This is a genomic window from Bacteroides sp. HPS0048, assembly GCF_964240755.1.
Lineage (GTDB): Bacteria > Bacteroidota > Bacteroidia > Bacteroidales > Bacteroidaceae > Bacteroides > Bacteroides nordii.
This window is the reverse complement of the sequence record NZ_CAXSVC010000027.1, coordinates 1-23,363: the sequence shown is the minus strand read 5'-3', so window position 1 is coordinate 23,363 and position 23,363 is coordinate 1. Positions and strand designations below refer to the sequence as shown.

Annotated in this window: 16 protein-coding genes; 5 read left to right on the top strand and 11 right to left on the bottom strand. The window is 39.6% G+C overall.

Going from position 1 to position 23,363, the window contains the following annotated elements:
- Positions 1-12 precede the first annotated feature (12 nt).
- The 8 genes from ACESQI_RS18045 to ACESQI_RS18010 form a co-directional block, all read right to left on the bottom strand.
- The gene (locus tag ACESQI_RS18045; protein WP_373126645.1) at positions 13-3,522 is read right to left on the bottom strand and encodes a TonB-dependent receptor; all 3,510 of its coding nucleotides are present in this window, start codon (positions 3,520-3,522) and stop codon (positions 13-15) included.
- 350 nt (positions 3,523-3,872) lie between these two features.
- The gene (locus tag ACESQI_RS18040; RefSeq protein WP_373126644.1) at positions 3,873-6,278 is read right to left on the bottom strand and encodes a hypothetical protein; all 2,406 of its coding nucleotides are present in this window, start codon (positions 6,276-6,278) and stop codon (positions 3,873-3,875) included.
- Positions 6,279-6,492: 214 nt separating this feature from the next.
- The gene (locus ACESQI_RS18035; RefSeq protein WP_373126642.1) at positions 6,493-7,506 is read right to left on the bottom strand and encodes a FecR family protein; all 1,014 of its coding nucleotides are present in this window, start codon (positions 7,504-7,506) and stop codon (positions 6,493-6,495) included.
- Positions 7,507-7,574: 68 nt separating this feature from the next.
- Entirely contained in the window at positions 7,575-8,192 is a 618-nt protein-coding gene (locus ACESQI_RS18030; RefSeq protein WP_007486103.1) for an RNA polymerase sigma-70 factor, read from the bottom strand.
- Between the two features lie 109 nt (positions 8,193-8,301).
- Positions 8,302-9,108: an alpha/beta fold hydrolase gene (locus ACESQI_RS18025; RefSeq protein ID WP_007486101.1), complete on the bottom strand. Its 807-nt coding sequence runs from the start codon at positions 9,106-9,108 to the stop codon at positions 8,302-8,304.
- Between the two features lie 339 nt (positions 9,109-9,447).
- Entirely contained in the window at positions 9,448-9,807 is a 360-nt protein-coding gene (locus tag ACESQI_RS18020; RefSeq protein ID WP_002560918.1) for a YkvA family protein, read from the bottom strand.
- 215 nt (positions 9,808-10,022) lie between these two features.
- The gene (locus ACESQI_RS18015; RefSeq protein WP_007486098.1) at positions 10,023-10,391 is read right to left on the bottom strand and encodes a hypothetical protein; all 369 of its coding nucleotides are present in this window, start codon (positions 10,389-10,391) and stop codon (positions 10,023-10,025) included.
- Between the two features lie 2 nt (positions 10,392-10,393).
- Entirely contained in the window at positions 10,394-10,942 is a 549-nt protein-coding gene (locus ACESQI_RS18010; RefSeq protein ID WP_007486096.1) for an RNA polymerase sigma factor, read from the bottom strand.
- A 227-nt stretch (positions 10,943-11,169) separates the two neighbouring features.
- Between ACESQI_RS18010 and ACESQI_RS18005 the strand changes: the two genes are divergently transcribed.
- Complete coding sequence (locus ACESQI_RS18005; RefSeq protein WP_198286378.1) at positions 11,170-11,589, top strand: DUF6249 domain-containing protein; 420 nt, start codon at positions 11,170-11,172, stop codon at positions 11,587-11,589.
- 171 nt (positions 11,590-11,760) lie between these two features.
- On the opposite strand, the gene ACESQI_RS18000 is transcribed toward ACESQI_RS18005, so the two are convergent.
- Positions 11,761-11,979 carry a winged helix-turn-helix domain-containing protein gene (locus tag ACESQI_RS18000; protein WP_002560914.1) on the bottom strand — a complete coding sequence of 73 codons (219 nt, stop codon included), beginning with the start codon at positions 11,977-11,979 and terminating at the stop codon, positions 11,761-11,763.
- Between the two features lie 241 nt (positions 11,980-12,220).
- On the opposite strand from ACESQI_RS18000, the gene ACESQI_RS17995 reads away from it, so the two are divergent.
- From ACESQI_RS17995 to ACESQI_RS17980, 4 genes are all read left to right on the top strand, one after another.
- Positions 12,221-13,960 carry a thiamine pyrophosphate-dependent enzyme gene (locus tag ACESQI_RS17995; RefSeq protein ID WP_234130151.1) on the top strand — a complete coding sequence of 580 codons (1,740 nt, stop codon included), beginning with the start codon at positions 12,221-12,223 and terminating at the stop codon, positions 13,958-13,960.
- A 284-nt stretch (positions 13,961-14,244) separates the two neighbouring features.
- On the top strand, positions 14,245-15,135 hold the full coding sequence (locus ACESQI_RS17990) for a YitT family protein (protein ID WP_002560912.1): 891 nt from the start codon (positions 14,245-14,247) through the stop codon (positions 15,133-15,135).
- A gap of 810 nt (positions 15,136-15,945) precedes the next feature.
- Entirely contained in the window at positions 15,946-19,065 is a 3,120-nt protein-coding gene (locus tag ACESQI_RS17985) for a TonB-dependent receptor (protein ID WP_002560911.1), read from the top strand.
- 20 nt (positions 19,066-19,085) lie between these two features.
- Positions 19,086-20,633, top strand: coding sequence for a RagB/SusD family nutrient uptake outer membrane protein (locus ACESQI_RS17980; RefSeq protein WP_195661303.1), 1,548 nt, complete (start codon positions 19,086-19,088; stop codon positions 20,631-20,633).
- A 126-nt stretch (positions 20,634-20,759) separates the two neighbouring features.
- Here the strand turns inward: ACESQI_RS17980 and groL are convergent, their stop codons facing one another.
- Together groL and ACESQI_RS17970 are read right to left on the bottom strand one after the other, a co-directional pair.
- On the bottom strand, positions 20,760-22,397 hold the full coding sequence (gene groL / locus ACESQI_RS17975; RefSeq protein WP_002560909.1) for a chaperonin GroEL: 1,638 nt from the start codon (positions 22,395-22,397) through the stop codon (positions 20,760-20,762).
- 41 nt (positions 22,398-22,438) lie between these two features.
- Positions 22,439-22,711 (bottom strand): co-chaperone GroES, encoded by a 273-nt coding sequence (locus ACESQI_RS17970; RefSeq protein ID WP_002560908.1) that lies wholly within the window; start codon positions 22,709-22,711, stop codon positions 22,439-22,441.
- Positions 22,712-23,363: the final 652 nt, after the last annotated feature.

The window sequence follows — 23,363 nt, the reverse complement described above, 5'->3', positions numbered from 1 at the left end:
CTTAAAAGTTTATTAAAAAGTTACATCCAATCCGAAGGAGAATGTTTTGGCATAAGGATAAACCCGTGCATCAGCATCTGCCGAGAATTGTTCCGGATCAATATATTTGCTTTTCAGTTTGGTCCACGTAAGCAAGTTGTCACCACTGAAATAGAATCTTACACGATCCATCTTTACTTTTGAGGTCCACTCCTTAGGTAGTGTATAGCCGAATGTGAAATTCTTCAAACGGCAATAGGCCAAATTCTGTAGATAACGATCATTCACCTTTGCCAACGAACGATCTCCTTGTGCAGAATATCCACGCATCTTGGGAAAATAAGCATCCGGATTATCTTCCGACCAAATTTTATCCGGAAGATCTATCGGAGTAAATGAGCTATAAGGACGGGCATATCCACCCCAGAACAACATAGCATTGCCACCCGGATAACGATTTTGTTTACCTACTCCCTGAAAGAAAGCTGAACAGTCAAATCCCAACCAATTGAAACCGACATTTCCACTATATGTGTATCTGGGGCGTGAATTACCGATCACGCGCATATCACCGCGATTATTTGCAGTTTTCTCACCATCGTCAATCCGACCGCTCCCATCCAGATCGGCGAACTTCATATCACCAGCTCTCAAGCCTCTGTAGTCCTGAGAAGCAGTTTCAAGAATATTCTTACATACAAAACTATTATCTACAGCTTCCTGATAAGCAGCCGCTTCTTCATCTGTCGCGAACAAGCCCTCAATATGGTATCCCCAGATTTCTCCGATCTCCATTCCTTCGTAATAAGGCGCACTGAATTCTTTCAGGGGATTGTCGTATTTTGTAATGTGCGAACGACTATCGGCCAAACTAAGTGAAAGATTATAATTGAAAGGTTTACCCAACAAATAGAAGTTATCATTCCAACCTATCGTCACCTCAAACCCTTTTGTCCTTAAATCAGCTGCGTTCTCGCGCGGAGCATCCCTTCCGTATAAAGCAGGTAATAATTTCCCGGGAACAAGCATATCTTTTGTATCGCGAATAAAGAAATCCGCACTACAAGTCAACCGGTCATTGAAAAGCCCCAGATCAATACCAACGTTTTTATGAACAATTGTCTCCCACGTAAAGTTACCGGATACAGGATCGCCTACATTGGCATAAGTAAGAAGTTCTCCATCAAGCAAATAACCTCCCATTGAAGCCATATTCAATGACTGTATATACGGATAGCAATTGGCAGGTAAATTCTTCTGGCTTTCTTTTACTGCAATGGCTTGATTGCCAAGAGATCCGATAGAGCCTCTGATCTTCAGATTGGAAACAACATTTCTGAGGGGTTCAAAAAAGTTTTCATCACTCACACGCCATCCGGCAGAGAACGAAGGAAATATCCCGGACCGTTTATCTTTCGGAAAACGGGATGAAGCATCCCAACGCATATTAAATTCAGCCAGATAACGACCTTTCCAGTCATATCCCAAACGACCGAAATAACCTAATATAGCCCACTCTGTTTGTCCACCCTCTAAAGTTACATCTTTACCTATTTCTCCCAGGTTAAAGTCATTCAGAGTATTAGACTGTATATTCAATTTTGTACCATAAATCCGTTTGTAAGCGTTCTGTTCATAGTTGAATCCGGCTACAGCACGCACGTTGTGTCCATGGAAGCTCTGCTCATAGTTTAAATAAGCATCTGTACTATGGTAATAAATACGTTCGTCCAGCTGGCGTAACTTATTCTTAAACAAAGAGCCCGTAACTTCTTCCAATTCACCCGGATACTGTGAAAATTGAGACATAGCCGTACGCTCCATGTAATCTACGATATTATGTTTGAAAGTATAATTGGCATGGAATGAAAGCCCCTTATATATTTTGAAAATAGCACCTACCGAATTGGTATATTGCTTTTTATCTTCTACTGATTTAGAGAAACCGTCTGCTGTCATAATGTGTACACCGTCTGACGGCTGTTCACCTATCACCGGAGTTTGGAACACATGAGTACCGTCCGGATTATATGGCATCAGGAAAGGCATTGCATGGAAAGTATAATTCGGTATGTTGTTTCCATGCCCTAATCCCGGTGCTGAATATTTGGAAGAAAACATGCTGGAAGTGAAACTAAGCGAGAACCAGGAAGTAACTTCCGCATTTAGCCTTGCCCTGAGGTTTCCAGTTTTATACCGATCGGAATTCTGCACATAAATACCTCTCTGCGTATTGAAATTTCCACTAACTAAATAGTTGATTTTATCATCTCCTCCTGAGATACTAACATTGTTATCCCAAGTCGGGCGACTTGCATCGATCAGATAATTATACCAGTCAAAATTAGCATAATACATATAGGTATCTTTTCCACTCCTATTCTGTACAACTGTCCAGGGACGTTCCGGATTCTCTACTTTATCATAACGACGCGCTTCCAACTCTTTATAATCATCTTCCGTATACCGGGTATACGAGTTTCCATTATAAGAGCGCATAAATCCATCTACCAACCGGGCAGCATCATAACCGGTAGTGATGAAATCAGTCTTAGTGGTAGAGGTAGAAAAGCTATACCGACCGTTATAGCTGATTTGCATCTTACCGCTTTTTCCTTTTTTCGTAGTTACCAAAACAACTCCGAACGGTGCACGGGCTCCATAAATGGCTGACGAGGAAGCATCTTTTAATACAGAGATTGACTCAACATCACGCGGATTCAGATTATCAATGCTTCCTTCCACTCCGTCAATCAGAATCAGTGGTTTAGACTCTCCGTTGATCGAAGCAAAACCACGGATATTCATATTGGTAACCTCTCCCGGTTTTCCTGATCCGAAGGATATATTCAAGTTAGGAATAGCTCCTTGAATGGCTTGTCCTAAACTGGCTACCGGACGGTTTTCTATCGCTTTTGAATCGGTATAACCTACAGCTCCGGTAAGGTTTACCTTCTTTTGCGTACCGTAACCAATCACTACTACCTCGTCCAATGCATTATTATCTTCTTCCATTCTTACGTTAATGGTAGTCCGCTCCTTCACTTTTACGGAAAGGGATTTATAGCCCACATAGGTAAAAGTAAGCGTACTTCCTACCGGCGCTTTCATCTGGTAATTACCATCGATGTCGGTAATTCCCATTCCTACTCCATTCACGGCTACATTCACGCCAATCAATAATTCACCGGTTGCATCCGTCACTCTTCCACTTATAGTAAGTTCTTTCTCAACTTGAGTCTTCGCTTGTAATTTGGAAAGAATAATATGATTATCTTTTATTTCATAATTCAACTGTTGCCCTTCCAAAATAAGTGCAAGAACTTTTTCCAAAGATTCGTCTTTAATATTCATCGTGATACGCTGATTCATATTGACGTCATTTACATTAAAGAAAAAAGACTTCCCGGTCTGTTTTCTTACGGCTTCAAGCGCTTCCTTAACCGTTACATTCTTTAGGTTAAGCGATACATTCTGTGCCTGGATCAGGGTACACCAGCAAAACAGCAGTAATGTAAATAGTCCTAATTTTTTTTTCATCATAAGGATTAAATAAGATTAATACGGAAAAAACAATAAAGCAGGAATCTCAAAACATAGTATACATAGATCGAAGTATTCCGGTTTATATAAGAGACAGGTACGGGAAGAAATTGTGTAGTCTGAAAACCGACTTTTTTAAAATATATTTCAATAGAATAAAACCCACCGGAAGTTCTAACGAAACCGATCGAAAGCCGGTGAGGAACGATGTACGAGATGTACATGTCATACAGTACGACATGTGCATCTCGTACTGCTTTATATGTACATCTCGTACATCGTTCCTCGCCGATAAGAAAAAGGAGGTTCAGGAATAAAAGAAAAGTATCTCTAAGAGAACAAATATTGAATTAAAGCTCATCTCTTACCCATCTCATGCCGGGCAAACAACTTTTACGGATGCGTTTTCCTGCCAGACTGGTTTCCACCTCTATCTTACGGAATGAATTAAGATGAATAGCGTTAATCAAATCTTCATCGGGGACAATACGAAGAACTCCGTTTTCATACCCCGCCGAACAATTCCAACTTTGTATCCTGCCCGTTTCATCTATCACTACATAGGCAGAAGTCAGGGTACACTCCTCCATTACTTTAAAAATTTCCTGTACTGTATTATCTCCCGAACCACCCCGTTCGCCAAAAGCACAAACAGAGTTCTCGTCATCAGGGCGTAACCAGGGACTGATCATATCCAGATATTGCTCTCCAACAATAGAATCTACCGGATGCCAGTCATGCCGTTTGTCACTCCGTTCCACACAAACCATCCCTTTTATATAAGGATCGGGAACAAATCCCCAGCGTAAATGCCCATTCAAGTCCATAATCTGAGCACATGCTCCTAACGTATCCATAAAATCAGTAAGATAATGTACTTTCCCCGTCAATAAATAAAGGTAATAAGAAGCATAAATTTTCCAGGCCGTCCAACCGTGAGGAGAATTCATTATCTGATTGGGAACGAAATAGACATCGAGCGCTTCCCAATAACGAAGCGTCCCGCCCCGCATACGACAATCGGGAATGAGTAACTGTTCCAGACACTGGTGTTTGTCCATCAAATAAACTGCTGCCGACGTATACTGTTGACGTTTGACAGAATCCTCTTCAGATAAACCGTGCAAAGCCAATTGTAAAGCACTACAGGTTATCATCCCATCTTCAAAAGTCATGTCTCCTTCTGTCTGAATATCATCCAGACGCAACAACAGATCGTCGATTGCTTTGTAGGCCGACTTTTGATGCCTTTCGTAGCGTTCTTTCCATTGGGGAAGCCCCATAAAGTTCTTTTCGGCTGCAACCAGCTCAAGCATGGATTTTGCAGGATAAATTACAGCTGTATAATGTGTTCCTTTAGAACGATAGGCACCATCCGCGGACTGAACCTTCTCCGAACAAAGATAATCACCAATATGAGCCGCTTTCTCCAAATAACTAATTTCTCCTGTCGCCTCCCATAAATCAACAAGCATACCAATCAGCGAAGAGAAGTTTTGCACCCGGTCCGGTGCTGCTTCTTTCTTCGGAATCCAGGTCAGAGTATCTATAAAAAACGGAAGTGTACGGTTGAACCGTTCTTCAAGTCCCTTATCTTTAGAAGTATCCGGAAAATGCCGGGCGGCAAGAAAAGCAGTATAGTAACCATAGAAAGCTTCGCAACCATTGGAGAACAAAGGCGGATTCTGCGCAACAAAGTCGCGGGCATTTTTCATGTACCATGACCAGGGATGGCGTACATAAATACTTGCTTCTGCAGTTTTCCGGTTTGTGGTTGTGGCCTTAATCTGATAAACTCCTTTTTGAGCAGAAGGAACGAAACTGGCTGTATATAAGTATTCAGAAACCTTATCAACGGATAATTCGGTTAATGTAGCATCCGGAGCTTTTACAATAAGACTTTTCAAAGGATACCGGCTGTGAATATACAGACGACTCTTCTCTTTTCCACTGATCGTGTATTTGTCACACTCAATCATCGGGGCTTGTATCCATTGAGACAAGGTTTCTTTCACTTCGGACAACTGACCGATACCTCCCAAATGGAGTATCCACTTTTTAGTCTCGCCAGGTTTCAGCAAGATTTTGTTCTGCGGATGTCGTTCCGGTAAAGGCAGACAATGCAGCAAGTCCAGACTTGCAGTTTTTATCTGATGTCCCCATTTCCACTCCAACAAACCTTCATATACATAATTCAATGCATAGGAAGCAACCGGTTCTTCTATACCAATTCCCATAATAACCTGCCTCGGAGACATGAAATATCCCCAGGTAAAATCTTTCTCACACCGTAGTAAAGTAGGAAAGAACTTAGTGTCCCACTCCGGAAATGTTTTCATCTCTGAGTCTATTCCAATAAAAAGACGGGAATACTCCGGTTCAAAGATTTCTTTTCCCCGGTTGGAGAGTATACACTCTACAATCAAATGATCTGCTGCAGGACGATAACGGAGTGCATAATGGATAGCTCCTGTTTCTGCTTCAAAAGTGCCGGTCTGACCAGAGGATGGAGACAGCCGTATGCCTTTCCAGGCCGGACCGGCCAACGTATCCTCTCTGAAAGGAATTATTTCCCATACATTCCCTATTTGCTGCTGATATTGATGAATAACTCCACTTTCGGGATGAATGAGTACTCTCCATCCCTGTTGTTCACTACCCAGCGTCAGATAATCTTTAGCATAAAGAGATAAAGGCTGAATTATGAATACAAAAACAATGCAGTAAAAAACGAAACATTTGCGCTGCTCTTTCATGTGAATTGTATTTTGTGCTTCCCGCACGGGGAGGTGCGACAGGCGATGGTTTATTGAAACGCAGATGAACGCAGATTTTCGCAAAGAAAAACAAATAGATGATAAAGAACTACAGTCTTTTAATCTGCGTTCATCCGCGTTTCATCAGAGATTTAAAACTCTGTGTAACTCTGTGCGACTCTGTGGTGGACAGAGTCAGAAGAAGAAAGAAAAACTAATGATAAATACGAATCTCCTTTTTATCCATATCATAACGATAATTGAACTTATTCGTAGCTGCCATAATGTCCATAATCTGTACTATATTATCAGCTTCTATCGTGATGTCTCCATAGAATATCAAGTTCTTCAAATCATCATTTTCAAAATGAATAGCTACGTCAAAAGCCCTCTCTAAAACTTTAGCAATAGTGCCCAACTTCTCTTCATTAAAGAAAACATCACCATGAATCCATGAATTAGAATACTCAGCATTAATATCCTTCAAAGTCAAGACCCCGGTTCTTTTATTGCAGGTTATCAACTGATTGGGTTTCATTACAATAGACTTATCATATCTGCTATCGGAAAAATCAATAGAACCCTCCAGAAGTGCCACTCGAATCTCATCATCATCCTGATAGTTCTGTACATTAAATTTAGTACCCAGTACTCGCACCTTTACATTGCCCGAAGTTACAATCAAAGGTAATTCAGGATTCTTACTGATTTCAAAATATCCCTCACCTTGCAAAGTCAAATCACGGTTACTTACTCCAAACTCGTTGTTATAACACAAAGTAGATGCCGCATTCAACCATATCAAACTTCCGTCCGGCAAACTCATCTTCACCTTTGCTTTTCGGGGAGCTTCCAAAGAATAAGTCAGAAGTTCTTTATCCTGAAAGCGTTCAAATAAGTATTGCGTTCCAATTCCTGCCATGAAAATAAGAAGTACACAGGCTGCATAGTAAAACACCTTACGAAGAGGAAAAGTCCTGCTCTTTATTTTCTTATTAGTACTATTAATGCGGGCCACGAAGTTCTTGTAAGCCTGTTCTTTATGAAAACGGGATTTCTCTGCGGAACCGGCAGAAACTAACCATGACTCTTCAAACCGCCGGAAATAGGTTTCATTTTCGGCAGACTCCTTTACCCATTTCCTCAAAGCCTGTAATTCTTCGGAAGAAATGCTCCTCTCCAGAAAAGAGAGTATTAAGCTATCTATATTTGTTATATTTTTCTCCATAATCTATAACTAAGACAAGTATCTCGTGTTTTTGTGTAGTCTGATATTTCTATTTTGTTTCAAAATTATTAAATGATCGTTAATAACACAAGAATTGATATCACATAATCCTTTAATTCTGCCCTTAACTTCATCAACGCATTTTTCATATGATACTTTACTGTATTAACAGAGATATTCAACGTACTCGCTATCTCCTCATATTTCATATTATCAAAACGACTCATCCGGAATACTTGCCGACACTCGGGCGACAAGCTATTTATCACCTCATTTATTTTATTTTCCAATTCCTGTTCAAGCAAACTCTCCAACGGATGTTTACTTTCGATAAAAAACAGCTCTTCGATAGCCGCTTTATCTTCATATTGATTAATACTGACCTCCCGTTGCACATATTCCTGCTGAAGATAGTTGATACATCGGTTTTTCACGCTTCGCACCAGATACGACCGCAGTGAATATTTAATATCCACACTCTCTTTTATTTCCCACAAATTATAAATGATTTCTCCTACTATCGTTTCCGATATAAAATTATCCCTCAGATAACTATCTGCAATCAAGCACAGGTAATCATAATATTTATCAAAAATAAAACGGAAAGCACACTCATTTCCCTTTTTCAAATGCTCTATGACATTATTATCAGTGATAATAACGGCATCTTTTAGTGTAATAGCCATAGTTAATTCCCAGATCGGCTTATTATTTTAGCCAAATTAAGTAAAAGATTTGATTGTTGTACTTCAAAGATAAATAAAAACATTTGTACTATTCACAAAAACTCATTATTTACTTCTGCTGCTCAAATAGCCAATCCATAAAATCAGGAAAATTAAAAGCCGGATTCCAGGAAAGATGATCACATCCATAGAATTCAATATATTCGACTTTAGCACCGCATCTTTTTAATACTTCATAAGCTTGCCTGGAACACTCTACAGGCACAGCCATATCCTTTTCTCCGTGAAATATCCGAAAACATACTTTCTTTGCTTTTGGTAACCGCTGTACATTCACAGATCCGCAAATAGAAACAGCCGCTGCAAAAAGATCCGGAAACCGGCATACCATATCGTAGACACCCATTCCTCCCATCGACAAACCAATAACGTATATCCTGCCGTTATCAACCTCAGGCTTACTCATATAATCATCCAATAAGTTTTTCACCTGAGTAATAAAAGGGCTCATCTCGAATGTTTCCGGGAAACTACTTCCATTAAAGTTAGAAGGCTCAGTAATAAAAGGACCAAAGTTTTTTTTAGGACATTGCGGAAATATTACAAAAGCCGGAAACTTTTCTCTATTTACCGGATTGAGAAATAATCCAGAGCCATGTTTTAGTTGAGTTTCATTGTCATTCCCACGTTCTCCCGCACCATGTAAAAACAAAACCAAAGGGTATTTCTTTCCGGAGCAAAGATTATCCGGTTGTAAACATCGGTAATAAAGCGTATCTTCTCCATTGGAAGTAACATTATACTTATAGGCATATTGCTCCTGTGCTTCTATAGTAGTGCTCCACAAACCTATTATTACCAAGAAAAAACAGGCAGAAAACACCTTTGCTTTCCTGCTCACGTGATGGTTTTTCATAATTGACTATAGTTTATTCAAAGTTTTAATGTATTTATCATAAGACAGGAATATAAGAAAACAGGGTAGTAAACAGATCGATTTTTAACAATTAAAATATTCCGGAGAATCGTACAATAACATAGGAGAGTGATAAAAGAAAAACGATGGCTTAACAAGGAATAGTTCAGCCTGTCAAGCCTGTATAATATGGTAAGCCAAAATACGTACTTAACTATGTATTAAATACGTACTTTTATATACAAAGAGTACGTACTTTCTGATATGAAAAATACGTACTTTTATACAGATAAAAAATAATAGTTCCAAAATCCGTTAATAATGTTAAATCAAGGCAGATTAAGATATTAATTCATATTTTAAAGCCGGAAACCATTTCTCCAATATATTATCCACTTTGGACTCTATTTCAGGAGTAATGTGTCTTTTTACTTTCTTATATGCTATCATTATGGCTGCCATTTCATCTACCCATCCGATCACCGGCCACCGCCTTGTAGATATCAAATCAATAGGTAAAACTAAATAAGAAAGAGCAGAAGCAATCAAAAGTTTATCCGACAGTGGCGTTTCCGGACTCCTTAACACATAGTAAAGAGACAATACCGGACGCATTGAAGTGCGGCCAAGACTTTTACCCATATCTTTAATATTCTCTAAAAGTTGATCCAAATCCCAGTTTGCAAAAAATTTATTCATAATCATAATTCTTTTATAAGTACTGATTCAAAATTAGTATACTCTATAAATACGAATTTATTGAAACGCAAATGAACGCAGATTTTCGCAAATTAGGTTGCTGCGTTATGCTTGAAAATAATATCCCTTACAGAAAATCTGCGTTCATCCGCGTTAATCTGCGTTTCAATAATAACCCGCTAAATAATCATTTAATTGTGATGTATTACTTATACTTATTTATTATAGGCTGACTTTTTCTTTTTTCTAATCCAATAATCAGCTCCCAACAGTCCCAAAGATAGTAGAGCGATGTAGCTGTAAAATCCTAAAAGTGAGGAGGATGCTCCTGATGGTTTCCAACGAGGTATAAAATCAACCACACTAAAGTCTAAATAGAAAAACAAACAATACACTACCAATGCTATCAATACAGTAACGGCAATACTCAAAGAAAAAACAGTGATCCGTTTTCTTCGTCTTTCCATTTTCAGAGCCTCAGCCCGTACTTGTTCCATCATACGGAAGGAAAAATTGGAAGGAAGTCCAGTCGTTTGCCTCCGTTCCAAAGCTTTCTTAATAGTATTATTTCCATTCACATCCATAATCAACCCTCATTCATTAGTAAATATAACTTCTTCCGAACACGGTATAATCTCACTTTAACATTGGCAACGGTTAATTTTAAAATTCCTCCAACCTCTTCTATCGATTTCTCTTCATAATAGAAAAGAGTTATTAGCGCTTTTTCCTCTACACTCAACAAATCAACAGCATGTGCCAAGCGGGAAATACGCTCTTCATCATCCGTTGGTTCAAACAAAGTTGCCACTTTTTCATCCGGTACATTATTAATGGCATTCTCCTCTATATAAAGAAATTCATGCTTCTTTTTACGGGTAGCCGATATAGCCGTATTGTAAGCTATCCGATACAGCCAGGTAGAGAAAATACAATCTCCCTTATATCCACTCAGATTCTTAAAAGCTTTCAAAAACACATCTTGTACCAGTTCTTCAGCATCTTCGGGACAACCCACAATCTGCACAATCAATGAATAAAGAGGACGACCGTAACGATCGAGAAAGACAGAAAAACATTCTGTTTCTCCATTCAGGATTCGTGCGATGTATTGTGCTTCTTCGTTCTGTACCATGATATCCATTAGACGCAAGGAGAAGAAAAAGGTTACAATCAGTAGTAAGTAGATAGTAGTAAGTAGTAAGAATCTATGCAGCATATTGGCGTTGCCATTCCAAAAGGATTCTAATTACCAACTACTGGCTACTTACTACTATCTACTTACTACTGATTGTAACCTTTTCCTTTCTTCTGCGTCAAACAGTACAAAGAACGAAATTATTCATTTAAAAACATACAATTATGATGGATTTTATTATGGTTCCGCTTATTATGGGAATTATCACACTGGGAATTTATAAATTGTTTGAACTCTTTGTTTGCAGACGCGAACGAATGGCGATTATTGAAAAGCTAAGTGACAAAATTACAACCACGGACCTGAATGGAAAATTTTCTTTGCCAGACTACAGTCACAACCGGTCTTTTGGTGCACTAAAAGGAGGATGCCTGATGCTCGGTATAGGATTAGGACTGTTAATAGGGTTCATTATCTGTGCAATCTCTATTCCCCGCTATGTATTTATGGAAAATATCAGTTGGAATGTACGCCAAATGACCAGCATCATTTATGGTGCCAGCGTATTGCTATTCGGAGGGGCAGGACTTATCACTGCTTTCCTTATTGAAAACAAAATCAGTAAAAAAAACAAGGAACAATAAACAAGCTGACATAGGCTATGTCAAAAGCCTGATAAAGCTATCAATATGTGACTTTAGAAACGCAGATTAACGCAAATTGGCGCAGATGCAATTTTATCTTTGCACAAATTAGCGTTAATCTGCGTTCTATTGGTAGCTAATACAACTTTTGACATACCCTCTTATGCTCAACTATCCGATATAAACATTCACACAAAGATAAATGTATAGTTCTTCTTCCTGCTGCTCAAACTCAATTTTATCTTCTCTGGCCAACCAGCCAAGAGCTGCTCCCAATTCTTTGTCTTTCAGCCCGGATTTCCTTTTAAGGCTACCGTAGCTCCACTTTTCATTGTTGCAAAGTAATTGCCAAACTTTCCCGGCATTCAAGCCTATCTCCATTTTATCCATTTAATACAGTTATTTAGGGGTTAAAATACAATCGGTTACCATTTATGCTTTAAAGTTAACAAATCAGCACAAATATAGTTATTACAAGAGTACTAAAAATCTATTACACAAGGCATTTTTAACACAATTATCATCTTATAGGCCAATACATTACTGTTCTTAGCATACGTTAAACGTACAACCTTTTTCCATTACAATATGTTATTTCATTATTACATTAACCTATAACTGAATAACAAATATGGCAAAGAAGGTAGCAAATCAACTTGTAGAGACATTGATTGAAGCAGGTGTAAAACGCATTTACGCAGTCACAGGCGATAGCTTAAACGAAGTGAATGAAGCCGTAAGGCAAAACGAAGAAATAAAATGGATACATGTCCGCCATGAAGAAACAGGTGCCTATGCAGCCGGTGCAGAAGCACAACTAACCGGATTACCAGGATGTTGTGCAGGAAGCAGTGGTCCCGGACATGTTCATCTGATAAACGGGCTTTATGACGCTCAACGCTCAGGTGCACCGGTTCTGGCTATTGCCTCCACTATTCCTACCGGAGAATTCGGAACAGAATATTTTCAGGAAACAAATACAATCAAATTGTTCAGCGATTGCAGTTATTACAACGAAGTGGCAACAACTCCTCAACAATTTCCCCGTATGTTACAATCCGCTCTACAAACCGCAACCACCCGCAAAGGAGTTTCCGTAATAGGACTCCCAGGTGACCTGGCAAAAAAATCGGCAGTTAATATAGATTCTTCCGTTCATATTTATCCAAAAGATTCTTCGGTCTGTCCTGCAGAAGAAGACTTAATACAACTGGCAGCAATGCTGAATCACTACAAACGTATCACACTATTTTGCGGTATTGGTTGCAGAGGGGCTCACGACGAAGTTATTCAACTATCCGAAAGGCTCAATGCCCCGGTTGCCTATACTTTTAAAGGAAAAATGGAAGTACAATATGATAATCCTTATGAAGTGGGTATGACCGGACTTCTGGGAATGCCTTCGGGCTACTACAGCATGCATGAAGCAGAAGTACTGGTTATGTTAGGAACAGATTTCCCCTATTCTGCTTTCTTGCCCGATGACATAAAAATCGCTCAGATAGATATAAAAGCTGAAAGACTGGGACGCCGCACCAAAGTAGATATCGGCTTATGTGGAGATGTAAAATCAACACTACAAGCACTTCTGCCGATGTTACAACAGAAAAAGGACAACTCATTCCTGTTAAAGCAACTGAAACGGTATGAAGGTGTGAAAAAAGATCTGATTGCTTACACCGAAGACAGAGGAAAAGAAAATCTGATTCACCCGGAGTACGTCATGTCCGAAATAGACAAGTTAGCTTCTGATGATGCTATCTTCACCGTTGATACGGGAATGACCTGTGTATGGGGCGCCCGCTATTTACAAGCAACAGAGAGACGCCATATGCTCGGTTCTTTCAATCACGGCTCAATGGCAAACGCATTGCCACAAGCCATCGGTGCAGTACTGGCTCGCCCCGACCAGCAAGTTATTGCACTCTGTGGTGACGGAGGATTGTCCATGACACTCGGCGACCTGGAAACCGTTGTACAATATAAGCTTCCGATAAAAATCATCGTATTCAATAATCGTTCCTTAGGCATGGTGAAGCTCGAAATGGAAGTAGACGGATTGCCGGACTGGCAAACCAACATGCTCAATCCGGATTTTGCACAAGTAGCAGAAGCAATGGGAATGACCGGATTTAATGTATCAGATCCCGACAAAGTGCTCACTACCCTATACAATGCCTTCGAGATAGACGGTCCTGTTCTGGTTAATATCATGACTGATCCGAATGCGTTAGCCATGCCTCCTAAAATTGAAATAGGACAAATGGTCGGTTTTGCACAATCCATGTACAAACTATTGATTAACGGACGCTCACAAGAGGTAATTGATACAATCAATTCAAATTACAAACACATAAGAGAAGTATTTTAGAAAATCTTCTTTCTGAAATAAGATCAGTAATAATATGTAGATTTGCAATAAAAAAGCAAACCTTCAGTTATAATTGGAAGAGTGTGCACCTTTACATTACAAAGGCGTACACTCTTATTGTGTAGGGATGTACAGACACTCCATACAGCAGAATTTATATTGTTAAAATATAATAAAGTCAATTATTCATATAAAGGGTTATCACATAACAGTGTGTCCTTATAGCACATACAAAAAGAAACGGATAAAAAAATAAATTACGGACAGATACAAAGGCTATATCAATGAAAACAATCCTATCAAAACCCTCAGGACAGACTATAACCAGAGAAGCAAGAGACTACCTTATGATAGCTTTAGGAATGATTCTCTACGGAATTGGCTGGACCCTTTTTTTACTTCCCAATGACATCACTACCGGAGGAGTACCCGGTATCGCCTCCATTGTCTATTTTGCTACCGGTTTTCCGGTACAATATACATACTTTGCCATCAATGCTATTTTATTAGTGGTGTCTCTCAAAGTATTAGGATTCAAATTTAGCCTGAAAACGATATTTGGCGTACTAACACTCACCTTTTTCCTTTCGCTCATTCAAAAAGTGACAGCAGGAGTAACTCTATTACACGATCAACCCTTCATGGCTTGCGTGCTGGGAGCTTCCTTCTGTGGCAGTGGCATTGGTATTGCCTTTTCTGCTAACGGAAGTACCGGAGGAACCGATATTATCGCTGCCGTTATCAATAAATACCGGGACATCACATTGGGAAGAGTTATGCTCATTTGTGACCTCATCATTATCTCATCCAGCTACTTTATCCTGAAGGACTGGGAAAAAGTCGTTTACGGATATGTAACCCTCTATGTTTGCAGTTTTGTGCTGGATCAGGTGGTAAACAGTGCACGACAATCTGTTCAATTCTTTATTATCTCCACCAAATACGAAGAGATAGGAAGACAAATCAACGAATATCCACATCGTGGGGTAACTATAATTAATGCTACCGGCTTTTATACAGGAAAAGAACAAAAGATGATGTTTATTCTGGCCAAAAAGAGAGAATCAACCATCATATTCCGAATTATCAAGGACATTGATCCAAACGCTTTTGTCTCACAAAGTGCCGTTATCGGAGTCTATGGAGAAGGATTCGATCATATAAAAGTAAAATAACTACTGATCCACTCTCCCCCCACAAATATCTGTCATTTCATCAAAATTAGAATAAGAATCGTCTCAAAACTCTTCCTTAACATACTAAGCAATGGTCGTAACCTGATTTTGTTGAATGAATATAAAATCAGATTATCACATTTATTATCTTTAGCTGCATTGAAAATAATGGCAGTCTACCCTCCCCGTTTACTTTATAAACGTTCTGAATAACAAACGGATGAATTACTTATACACAAAACATTAATAGCTACAATAAAATAGAACAATCTAAGAGCCTGTTTAAATTTTCCTCTCAAAAGACTATACATTAGATTTAATAATAGAAGATGTTTTGAGCGAAGCTAATGCTGAGCAAAATTTAAACAGGCTCTAACTCTGTATCCAATAAATCTCAAATAACATCTTCCAACAATCCTGCTTTTATCTTAAATATCACGAACTAACATAAAATCAAAGAAAAACAGCTTTTTCATTTCTTCATGCTCTGAAATACATAAATAAAACATCAATAAATATACAAAAACGGAAGATATTCATAACTTCCTGCTAATAAAAACCTTCAGACTTTATTAATTATTATTATATATATTATATCTTTGCACCGCTTTCACTATAATTAATATTAATAATCTGTTTAGAAATAAATGATTTGCACACAGAGAAACAACATAACAGGAGAATCAGCAACACTACAGAATAAAAATACTCCCTACCACTGCAGCTCTGTGGCCAATAAAATAAATTTCAAACAGATACTAAACTTTATATTTCTTTTTTATTATTAATCCTAAAACAACATTACTAATTATGAGAATCTATTTACGCTTTCTGACAGCGTTCTTGCTCATTTGTTCAGTAGGAATACTTCATGCTGAAACACTGAGAGATTTACACGTAACAGGTATTGCAACAGCAGATGGAGAACCCATGCCAGGAGTTTCTGTCTTATTGAAAGGTACCACCACCGGAACTATTACCGATATTGACGGTAAGTACTCTATTCAGGTTCCTTCTAACGGAACATTGGTTTTTAGTTTTGTAGGAATGAAAACAGTTGAAATAGCAGTCAACAACAAACAAGTAATCAATGTGGCGTTAGAAAGCGATAGTAAAGAACTGGATGAGGTAATGGTTGTAGCCTATGCAACTGCCAAAAAATACAGTTTCACAGGTGCTGCAGCCACTGTAAAAGGAGAAGACATCGCTAAACTGCAAACATCCAGTATATCAAAGGCATTAGAGGGTACAGTAGCCGGATTACAGGCCAGTGCAACCAGTGGACAGCCCGGTACTGATGCCGATATCCGTATCCGTGGTATTGGTTCTATCAATGCATCAAGTTCTCCGTTATATGTAGTAGACGGAGTTCCTTACGACGGTAGTATTAATGCTATTAATCCTGAAGACATTGCATCTATGACCGTATTGAAAGATGCTGCATCTGCTGCTCTGTATGGTTCGCGTGGTGCCAATGGTGTCATCATCATTACTACCAAACAAGGTAAAACTGATTCAAAAACAAGCGTAAACCTTAAAGCTACGTTCGGAGGGTCCAACCGAGCTATCAGAGACTATGACAGGGTAGGTACAAATGATTATTTTGAGCTATATTGGGAAGCAATGCGCAATCAATATGCCAAAGACAAAAAGAACTATCCAACACCTGAAGCAGCAGCTGCCGCAGCCTCTGCCAACTTAGTAAAAAGACTGATGAACAGTGGCCCTAACCCTTACGGGACCAACTATCCTCAGCCGGTAGGCACAGATGGAAAATTGCTGGCAGGAGCAACTCCGTTATGGGATTTCGACTGGCAGGATGCCATGGAACAACAGGCTCTGCGTACAGAAATTGGCCTAAATGCTTCCGGCGGTAGCAAAACAAACCAGTATTATTTTTCAGCAGGCTACCTGAATGATAAGGGTATTGCTTTAGAGTCAGGTTATGAACGTTTTAATCTCCGCACCAATGTCACCAGTGAGATGACTAAATGGTTAAAAGGAGGTGCTAACATCAGTTTTGCCCACTCTAAACAAAACTACCCTACATCATCTGATACTAAAACAAGTAATGTTATCAATGCAGGACGTACAATGCCCAACTTCTACCCTATCTATAAAGTGAAAGCAGACGGTTCTTTTGATACAGAAGATGGCGAACTGGTTCCGGACTTCGGTTCATACCGTGCAAACAATGCGAACTGGAACTTGCCGGCAACACTGCCTTTAGACAAATCAGAACGTATGAGAGATGAAGTATCAGCCCGTACATTCTTAGAAGTGACATTCATTGAAGGACTAAAGTTTAAGACAAGTTTCAACTTTGACCTGATCAATTTCAATTCATTGGACTACACAAATCCTAAAATTGGTCCTGCTGTTAATACAGGAGGTGGCTCCAGCCGGGAAAATGACCGTACACTTTCATGGACCTGGAATAATATTATCTCATACGACAAGAAAATAGGCGATCATCACTTCAACATCCTTGCAGGACAAGAAGCATACTCCTATCGTTATGACGAATTAACAGCCTCACGTTCTAAAATGGCTATTCCTGATTATCCGGAGTTGGTTGTAGGCTCACAGGTGACAGGAGGTTCAGGATACCGCATTGACTATTCTTTAGTAGGATATCTGATGAATGCTCAGTATGATTATAAAGACAGGTATTATCTGAGTGGCTCTTACCGTCGCGATGGTTCTTCACGTTTTGCTCCGGAGACACGTTGGGGTAACTTCTGGTCGGTAGGTGGTTCCTGGAGAATAAACCGTGAAGCCTTTATGCAAGGTACCGAAAACTGGTTGTCTGCACTGACGTTGAAAGCAAGCTATGGTGCACAAGGAAACGACAATTTAGGCTCGTATTATGCAAGTAGCGGTCTATATACCATCATTTCGAACAACAACGAAAGCGGATTGGTAACCGACCGTCTGGCTACTCCTAATCTGAAATGGGAAACCAACTTAAATTTCAATGTCGGTATCGACTTCTCTTTGTGGAACAACCGTCTATCGGGTTCTTTCGACTTCTTCCAACGTAAATCCAAAGATTTGTTATATTCACGTCCTTTGGCTTCTTCACTCGGATACACCTCCGTTGATGAAAATGTGGGAGCATTGAAAAATACGGGTTTCGAGATTGAACTGAAAGGTACAATCATCGACGTGAAAGACTTTAAATGGAATATGGGATTAAACTTAACCCACTACAAGAATAAAGTAACGGAATTGCCTTTGAAAGATATGCCTCAGGGTAGTTTCACAAAACTGCAGGAAGGTCGTTCTGTCTATGATTTCTATCTCAAAGAATGGGCCGGAGTCAATCCCGACAATGGAGAACCATTGTGGTATATGAATCAGAAAGACGAAAACGGCCATACAATCAAAGTTACTACCAATGATTATAGCAAAGCTAATTATTACTTTGTCAACAAATCGTCTTTACCTAAAGTATATGGTGGTTTCAATACTTCATTCTCATATAAAGGTATTGAGTTATCGGCTATGTTCTCTTATAGCATTGGCGGATATGTTTATGACCGTGATAAAATAATGATTCTTCACTCAGGTTCTGCCGCCGGACGCTCCTGGTCAACAGAAATGTTAGATCGCTGGACTCCTGAAAACAGATATACTGATGTTCCCGCCCTTAGTACAACAAGCAACCAGTGGACCAGTACATCTACGCGATTCCTGTACAATAACTCATATTTACGTCTAAAGAATGTGATGTTATCTTATTCTCTTCCTCAGTCATTAATAAGAAGAATAAGTTTGAGCAATCTTCAGATCTTTGTTCAGGGAGATAATTTATTAACCCTAAGCGGACATCAGGGATTAGACCCGGAACAAGGTATAACAGGAGTTACTTATTACAGATATCCTGCTATGAGATCGATAACAGGTGGTATTAATGTTTCATTCTAATCAGCATTCAACAATTTAATATGAAAAAATTAATAAAGAATACAGCTATACTTGCTACAGGTTTACTGATGGTAACCGGATGTAGCGGTGATTTCCTTGATCATACTCCAACAGATTCCGTTGATTCGGGGCTGGCTCCTACTCCCGAAAATGCCGAACGTATATTCATCGGTGCATGGTATAACTTAATGGAATACGGAACAACTTATGCAAACATTGGTTATCGTGCCTTATCTTTAGCAGATGACATGATGGGTAGTGATGTTGTTTTACGTACTGCCAACACATACGGATTTAGTGCGACTTACAAATTAAATGAGGTTTCTATTCCAACTGCAGGTAGAGCCAGTTTTGCATGGACTACATTCTATAAGACCATAGACAACTGCAATTCTGTAATCTCCATCAAAGGAGATACAGAAGATGAAGACTTCCGGTATGCACAAGGACAAGCACTTGCTTTGCGTGCTTTCTGTTATCTGCATCTTGTACAGCATTATCAGTTCACGTACCTGAAAGATAAAAGTGCGCCTTGTGTTCCGCTGTACACAGAACCTACTACATCAAAAACAGAACCTAAAGGCAGAGCTACCGTAGAAGAGATATACACACAAATCTTTAAGGATCTCGAACAGGCGAAAACTGATTTGGACGGTTTTACTCCATCCACAGCACAGGAAAAGTACAAACCCAATGTAAGTGTAGTCAACGGATTATTGGCACGTGCCTATTTACTGACAGGCCAATATGAAGAAGCGGCGAAAGCAGCAAAAGCGGCTCAGGAAGGATATCCTTTAATGAAAGACGCTGCTACCTATAAAGGTTTCAATGATATAAGTAATTCTGAATGGATATGGGGACATCCTCAATCTACGACTCAGTCCGATCCCAGCTACAACTTCTACTATGTAGATGCAGAGGAACCCGACTCCTATAATAGCTTTATGGCAGATCCTCATTTCTATAATCTGTTCTCCAAGAATGATATCCGTAGAGAACTATTCAAATGGATGAGAGAAGGATATATGGGATATTGTAAATTCCGTATCCGCGCTGACCAGACTGGTGACATTGTTGTCATGCGTTCTGCCGAAATGTATCTGATTGAAGCCGAAGCTATGGCCAGAGACAATACAACATCTATTACAGATGCTGTGGCTCCGCTCAACACATTGCGAAACGCAAGAGGACTGACCGATTATGATGTAACAGGAAAAAACAAGCAAGACCTCGTTGAGGAAATTTTAGTAGAACGCCGTCGCGAACTATGGGGAGAAGGATTCAGCATGACTGACATCTTAAGAACTCAAAAACCCCTGGAACGTGAAATGCTGACTAAAGAAGAAATGGCTCAGATAGAAGGTATCAAGATCATTCCTGGTGACAAGCCGGAAGATACTAAATACCTGATAGATTGCTGGCAGGAAGATGGCACGTATGAAGAGAACGAGCCAATCGGACACTACGAAGTAGCATTCCCTAATGGAACAGAATTTACTCCGAACAGTTCATACTATCTATATGCGATTCCGGAAAGTGAAACCAATGCCAATCCCAATATCCCTTAAATTTATATTCTGATTGCTTCCGGAAGTCCGTAATGACTTTCCGGAAGAAACAGAACTTATTTGATAAAACAAAAAAGCCGCTCCAGATTATCTGAAGCGGCTTCTCTTTTTAATCATGGGATGATATTACATCATTCCACCCATTCCTCCCATTCCGGGAGCGCCCATAGGCATTTCGGGTTTATCTTCTTTCTTTTCTACAATTACACATTCAGTAGTCAGGAACATACCAGCGATAGAAGCTGCGTTTTCCAAAGCTACACGGGCTACCTTAGCAGGATCTACTACACCGGCAGCATGCAGGTTCTCGTAAACATCCATACGGGCATTGTAACCGAAGTCACCTTTTCCTTCACGAACTTTCTGAACTACTACAGCTCCTTCTTTGCCAGCATTAGCTACAATCTGACGAAGCGGTTCTTCAATAGCACGCTTGATAATTTCAACACCGGTTGTTTCATCGGCATTGTCACCTTTCATACCTTCCAGCACATCAATAGCACGGATGTAAGCTACACCACCACCCGGGATGATACCTTCTTCGATAGCAGCACGAGTTGCACGAAGTGCATCATCTACACGGTCTTTCTTCTCTTTCATCTCTACTTCAGAAGCAGCACCAACATAAAGAACTGCTACACCACCTGACAATTTAGCCAGACGTTCCTGCAGTTTCTCGCGATCGTAATCTGATTTAGTAGCAGCAATCTGTGCTTTAATCTGATCGCAACGTTCTTTGATATTTTCTTTTACACCAGCACCGTTTACGATGGTTGTATTATCTTTAGAAACAGTCACTTTGTCAGCAGTACCCAACATTTCGAGAGTAGCCTGTTCCAGTTTCAACCCTTTTTCTTCGCTGATCACCACACCACCTGTCAGGATAGCAATGTCTTCCAACATCTCTTTACGACGATCACCGAAGCCCGGAGCTTTCACAGCACAAATCTTCAACTGAGAACGCAGACGGTTCACAACCAAAGTAGTCAGTGCTTCGCTATCTACATCTTCTGCAATCACCAACAAAGGACGGCCTGTCTGTACAGCCGGTTCAAGGATAGGCAAGAAATCTTTCAGGTTAGAGATCTTCTTGTCATATATAAGGATGTAAGGTTTCTCCATCTCACATTCCATTTTCTCTGTGTTAGTCACAAAGTAAGCAGACAGATAACCACGGTCGAATTGCATACCTTCTACTACACCAATAGTAGTATCAGTACCCTTAGCCTCTTCGATAGTGATCACACCATCTTTGGAAACTTTACGCATGGCGTCAGCAATCAATTTACCGATAACCGGGTCATTGTTGGCAGAAACAGTAGCAACCTGTTCAATCTTGTCATAGTTGTCACCTACTTTTTCAGCCTGGTTCTTAATAGACTCAACCACTTTGGCAACAGCCTTATCCATACCACGTTTGATATCCATCGGGCTTGCACCGGCAGTTACATTCTTCAAGCCTTCGGCTACGATAGCCTGAGCAAGAACAGTTGCAGTTGTTGTACCGTCACCGGCATCATCACCTGTTTTAGAAGCAACTTCCTTTACTAACTGTGCACCCGTATTCTGGTATGCATCTGCCAGTTCTACTTCTTTAGCCACTGTTACACCATCTTTAGTGATGTGAGGAGCGCCAAACTTCTTTTCAATAATTACGTTACGTCCTTTCGGGCCAAGTGTTACTTTTACTGCATTTGCCAAAGCATCGACACCTTTTTTCAATTGGTCACGGGCATCGATATTGAATAATATTTCTTTTGCCATAAGTCTATATCAATTATAAATTATTAATTTTCAATTATGAATTATCCCAAAACAGCGAGAACATCACTCTGACGCATGATAAGGTATTTTGCACCTTCCACTTCAAGTTCTGTTCCGGCATATTTACCATAAAGAACGGTGTCACCTACCTTTAATACCATCTCTTCGTCCTTTGTACCGTGACCTACTGCCACAACTTCACCTTTCAAAGGTTTTTCTTTTGCTGTATCAGGAATAATGATACCGCCAATTGTTTTTTCTTCTGCAGGTGCAGGGAGTATAAGCACTCTGTCTGCTAATGGTTTAATGTTCATAGTTACTTTTTTGTTTTATATGTTATACATAATTATATTATTCATCATCCTTTTGGAAGGACGAAAAACAAATTGCGAAAACTGTGCCAAAGCGAAAAGATGTTGGAAAGATGTTGGTTTGGCAGACAAAGACTGACAAAATGACAAGAGAGGACAAAAGTTAGCGGAATTATAGTTGGTAACAGATGGAATAGTAGTTTATGAACCATGCGAATCAGTAGTTGAATTTAACTCATTATAGATCAGAAATGAAACTCACCACAGAATCGCACAGAGTTCCACAGAGTACTATTTATCTGATAAAACGCGGATTAACACAGATAGACACAGATTAAAAGACTGTGGTTCTTTATCATACATTTGTTTCCCTTTGCGAAAATCTGCGATCATCTGCGTTTCAATAAAGATTCAAACTCTGTGGAACTCCGTATTACTCTGTGGTGAAATACATTCAAAACCGCACAGTAACGAAGATGATGGCCCTGTCTTTTCGGTGGCGGAAGTGCCCCTGAACGGCATCGATCCCCTTGTCCGGTGTTGTACTTTGGCTTTCTCAGAAAGGAACGTTCCTTTTCCCGGTACAGGGCCGACGCATTAAATAAATTACTATTGCATATGTACTTTTCTTATTGTTATTTAATTGAATATTAAT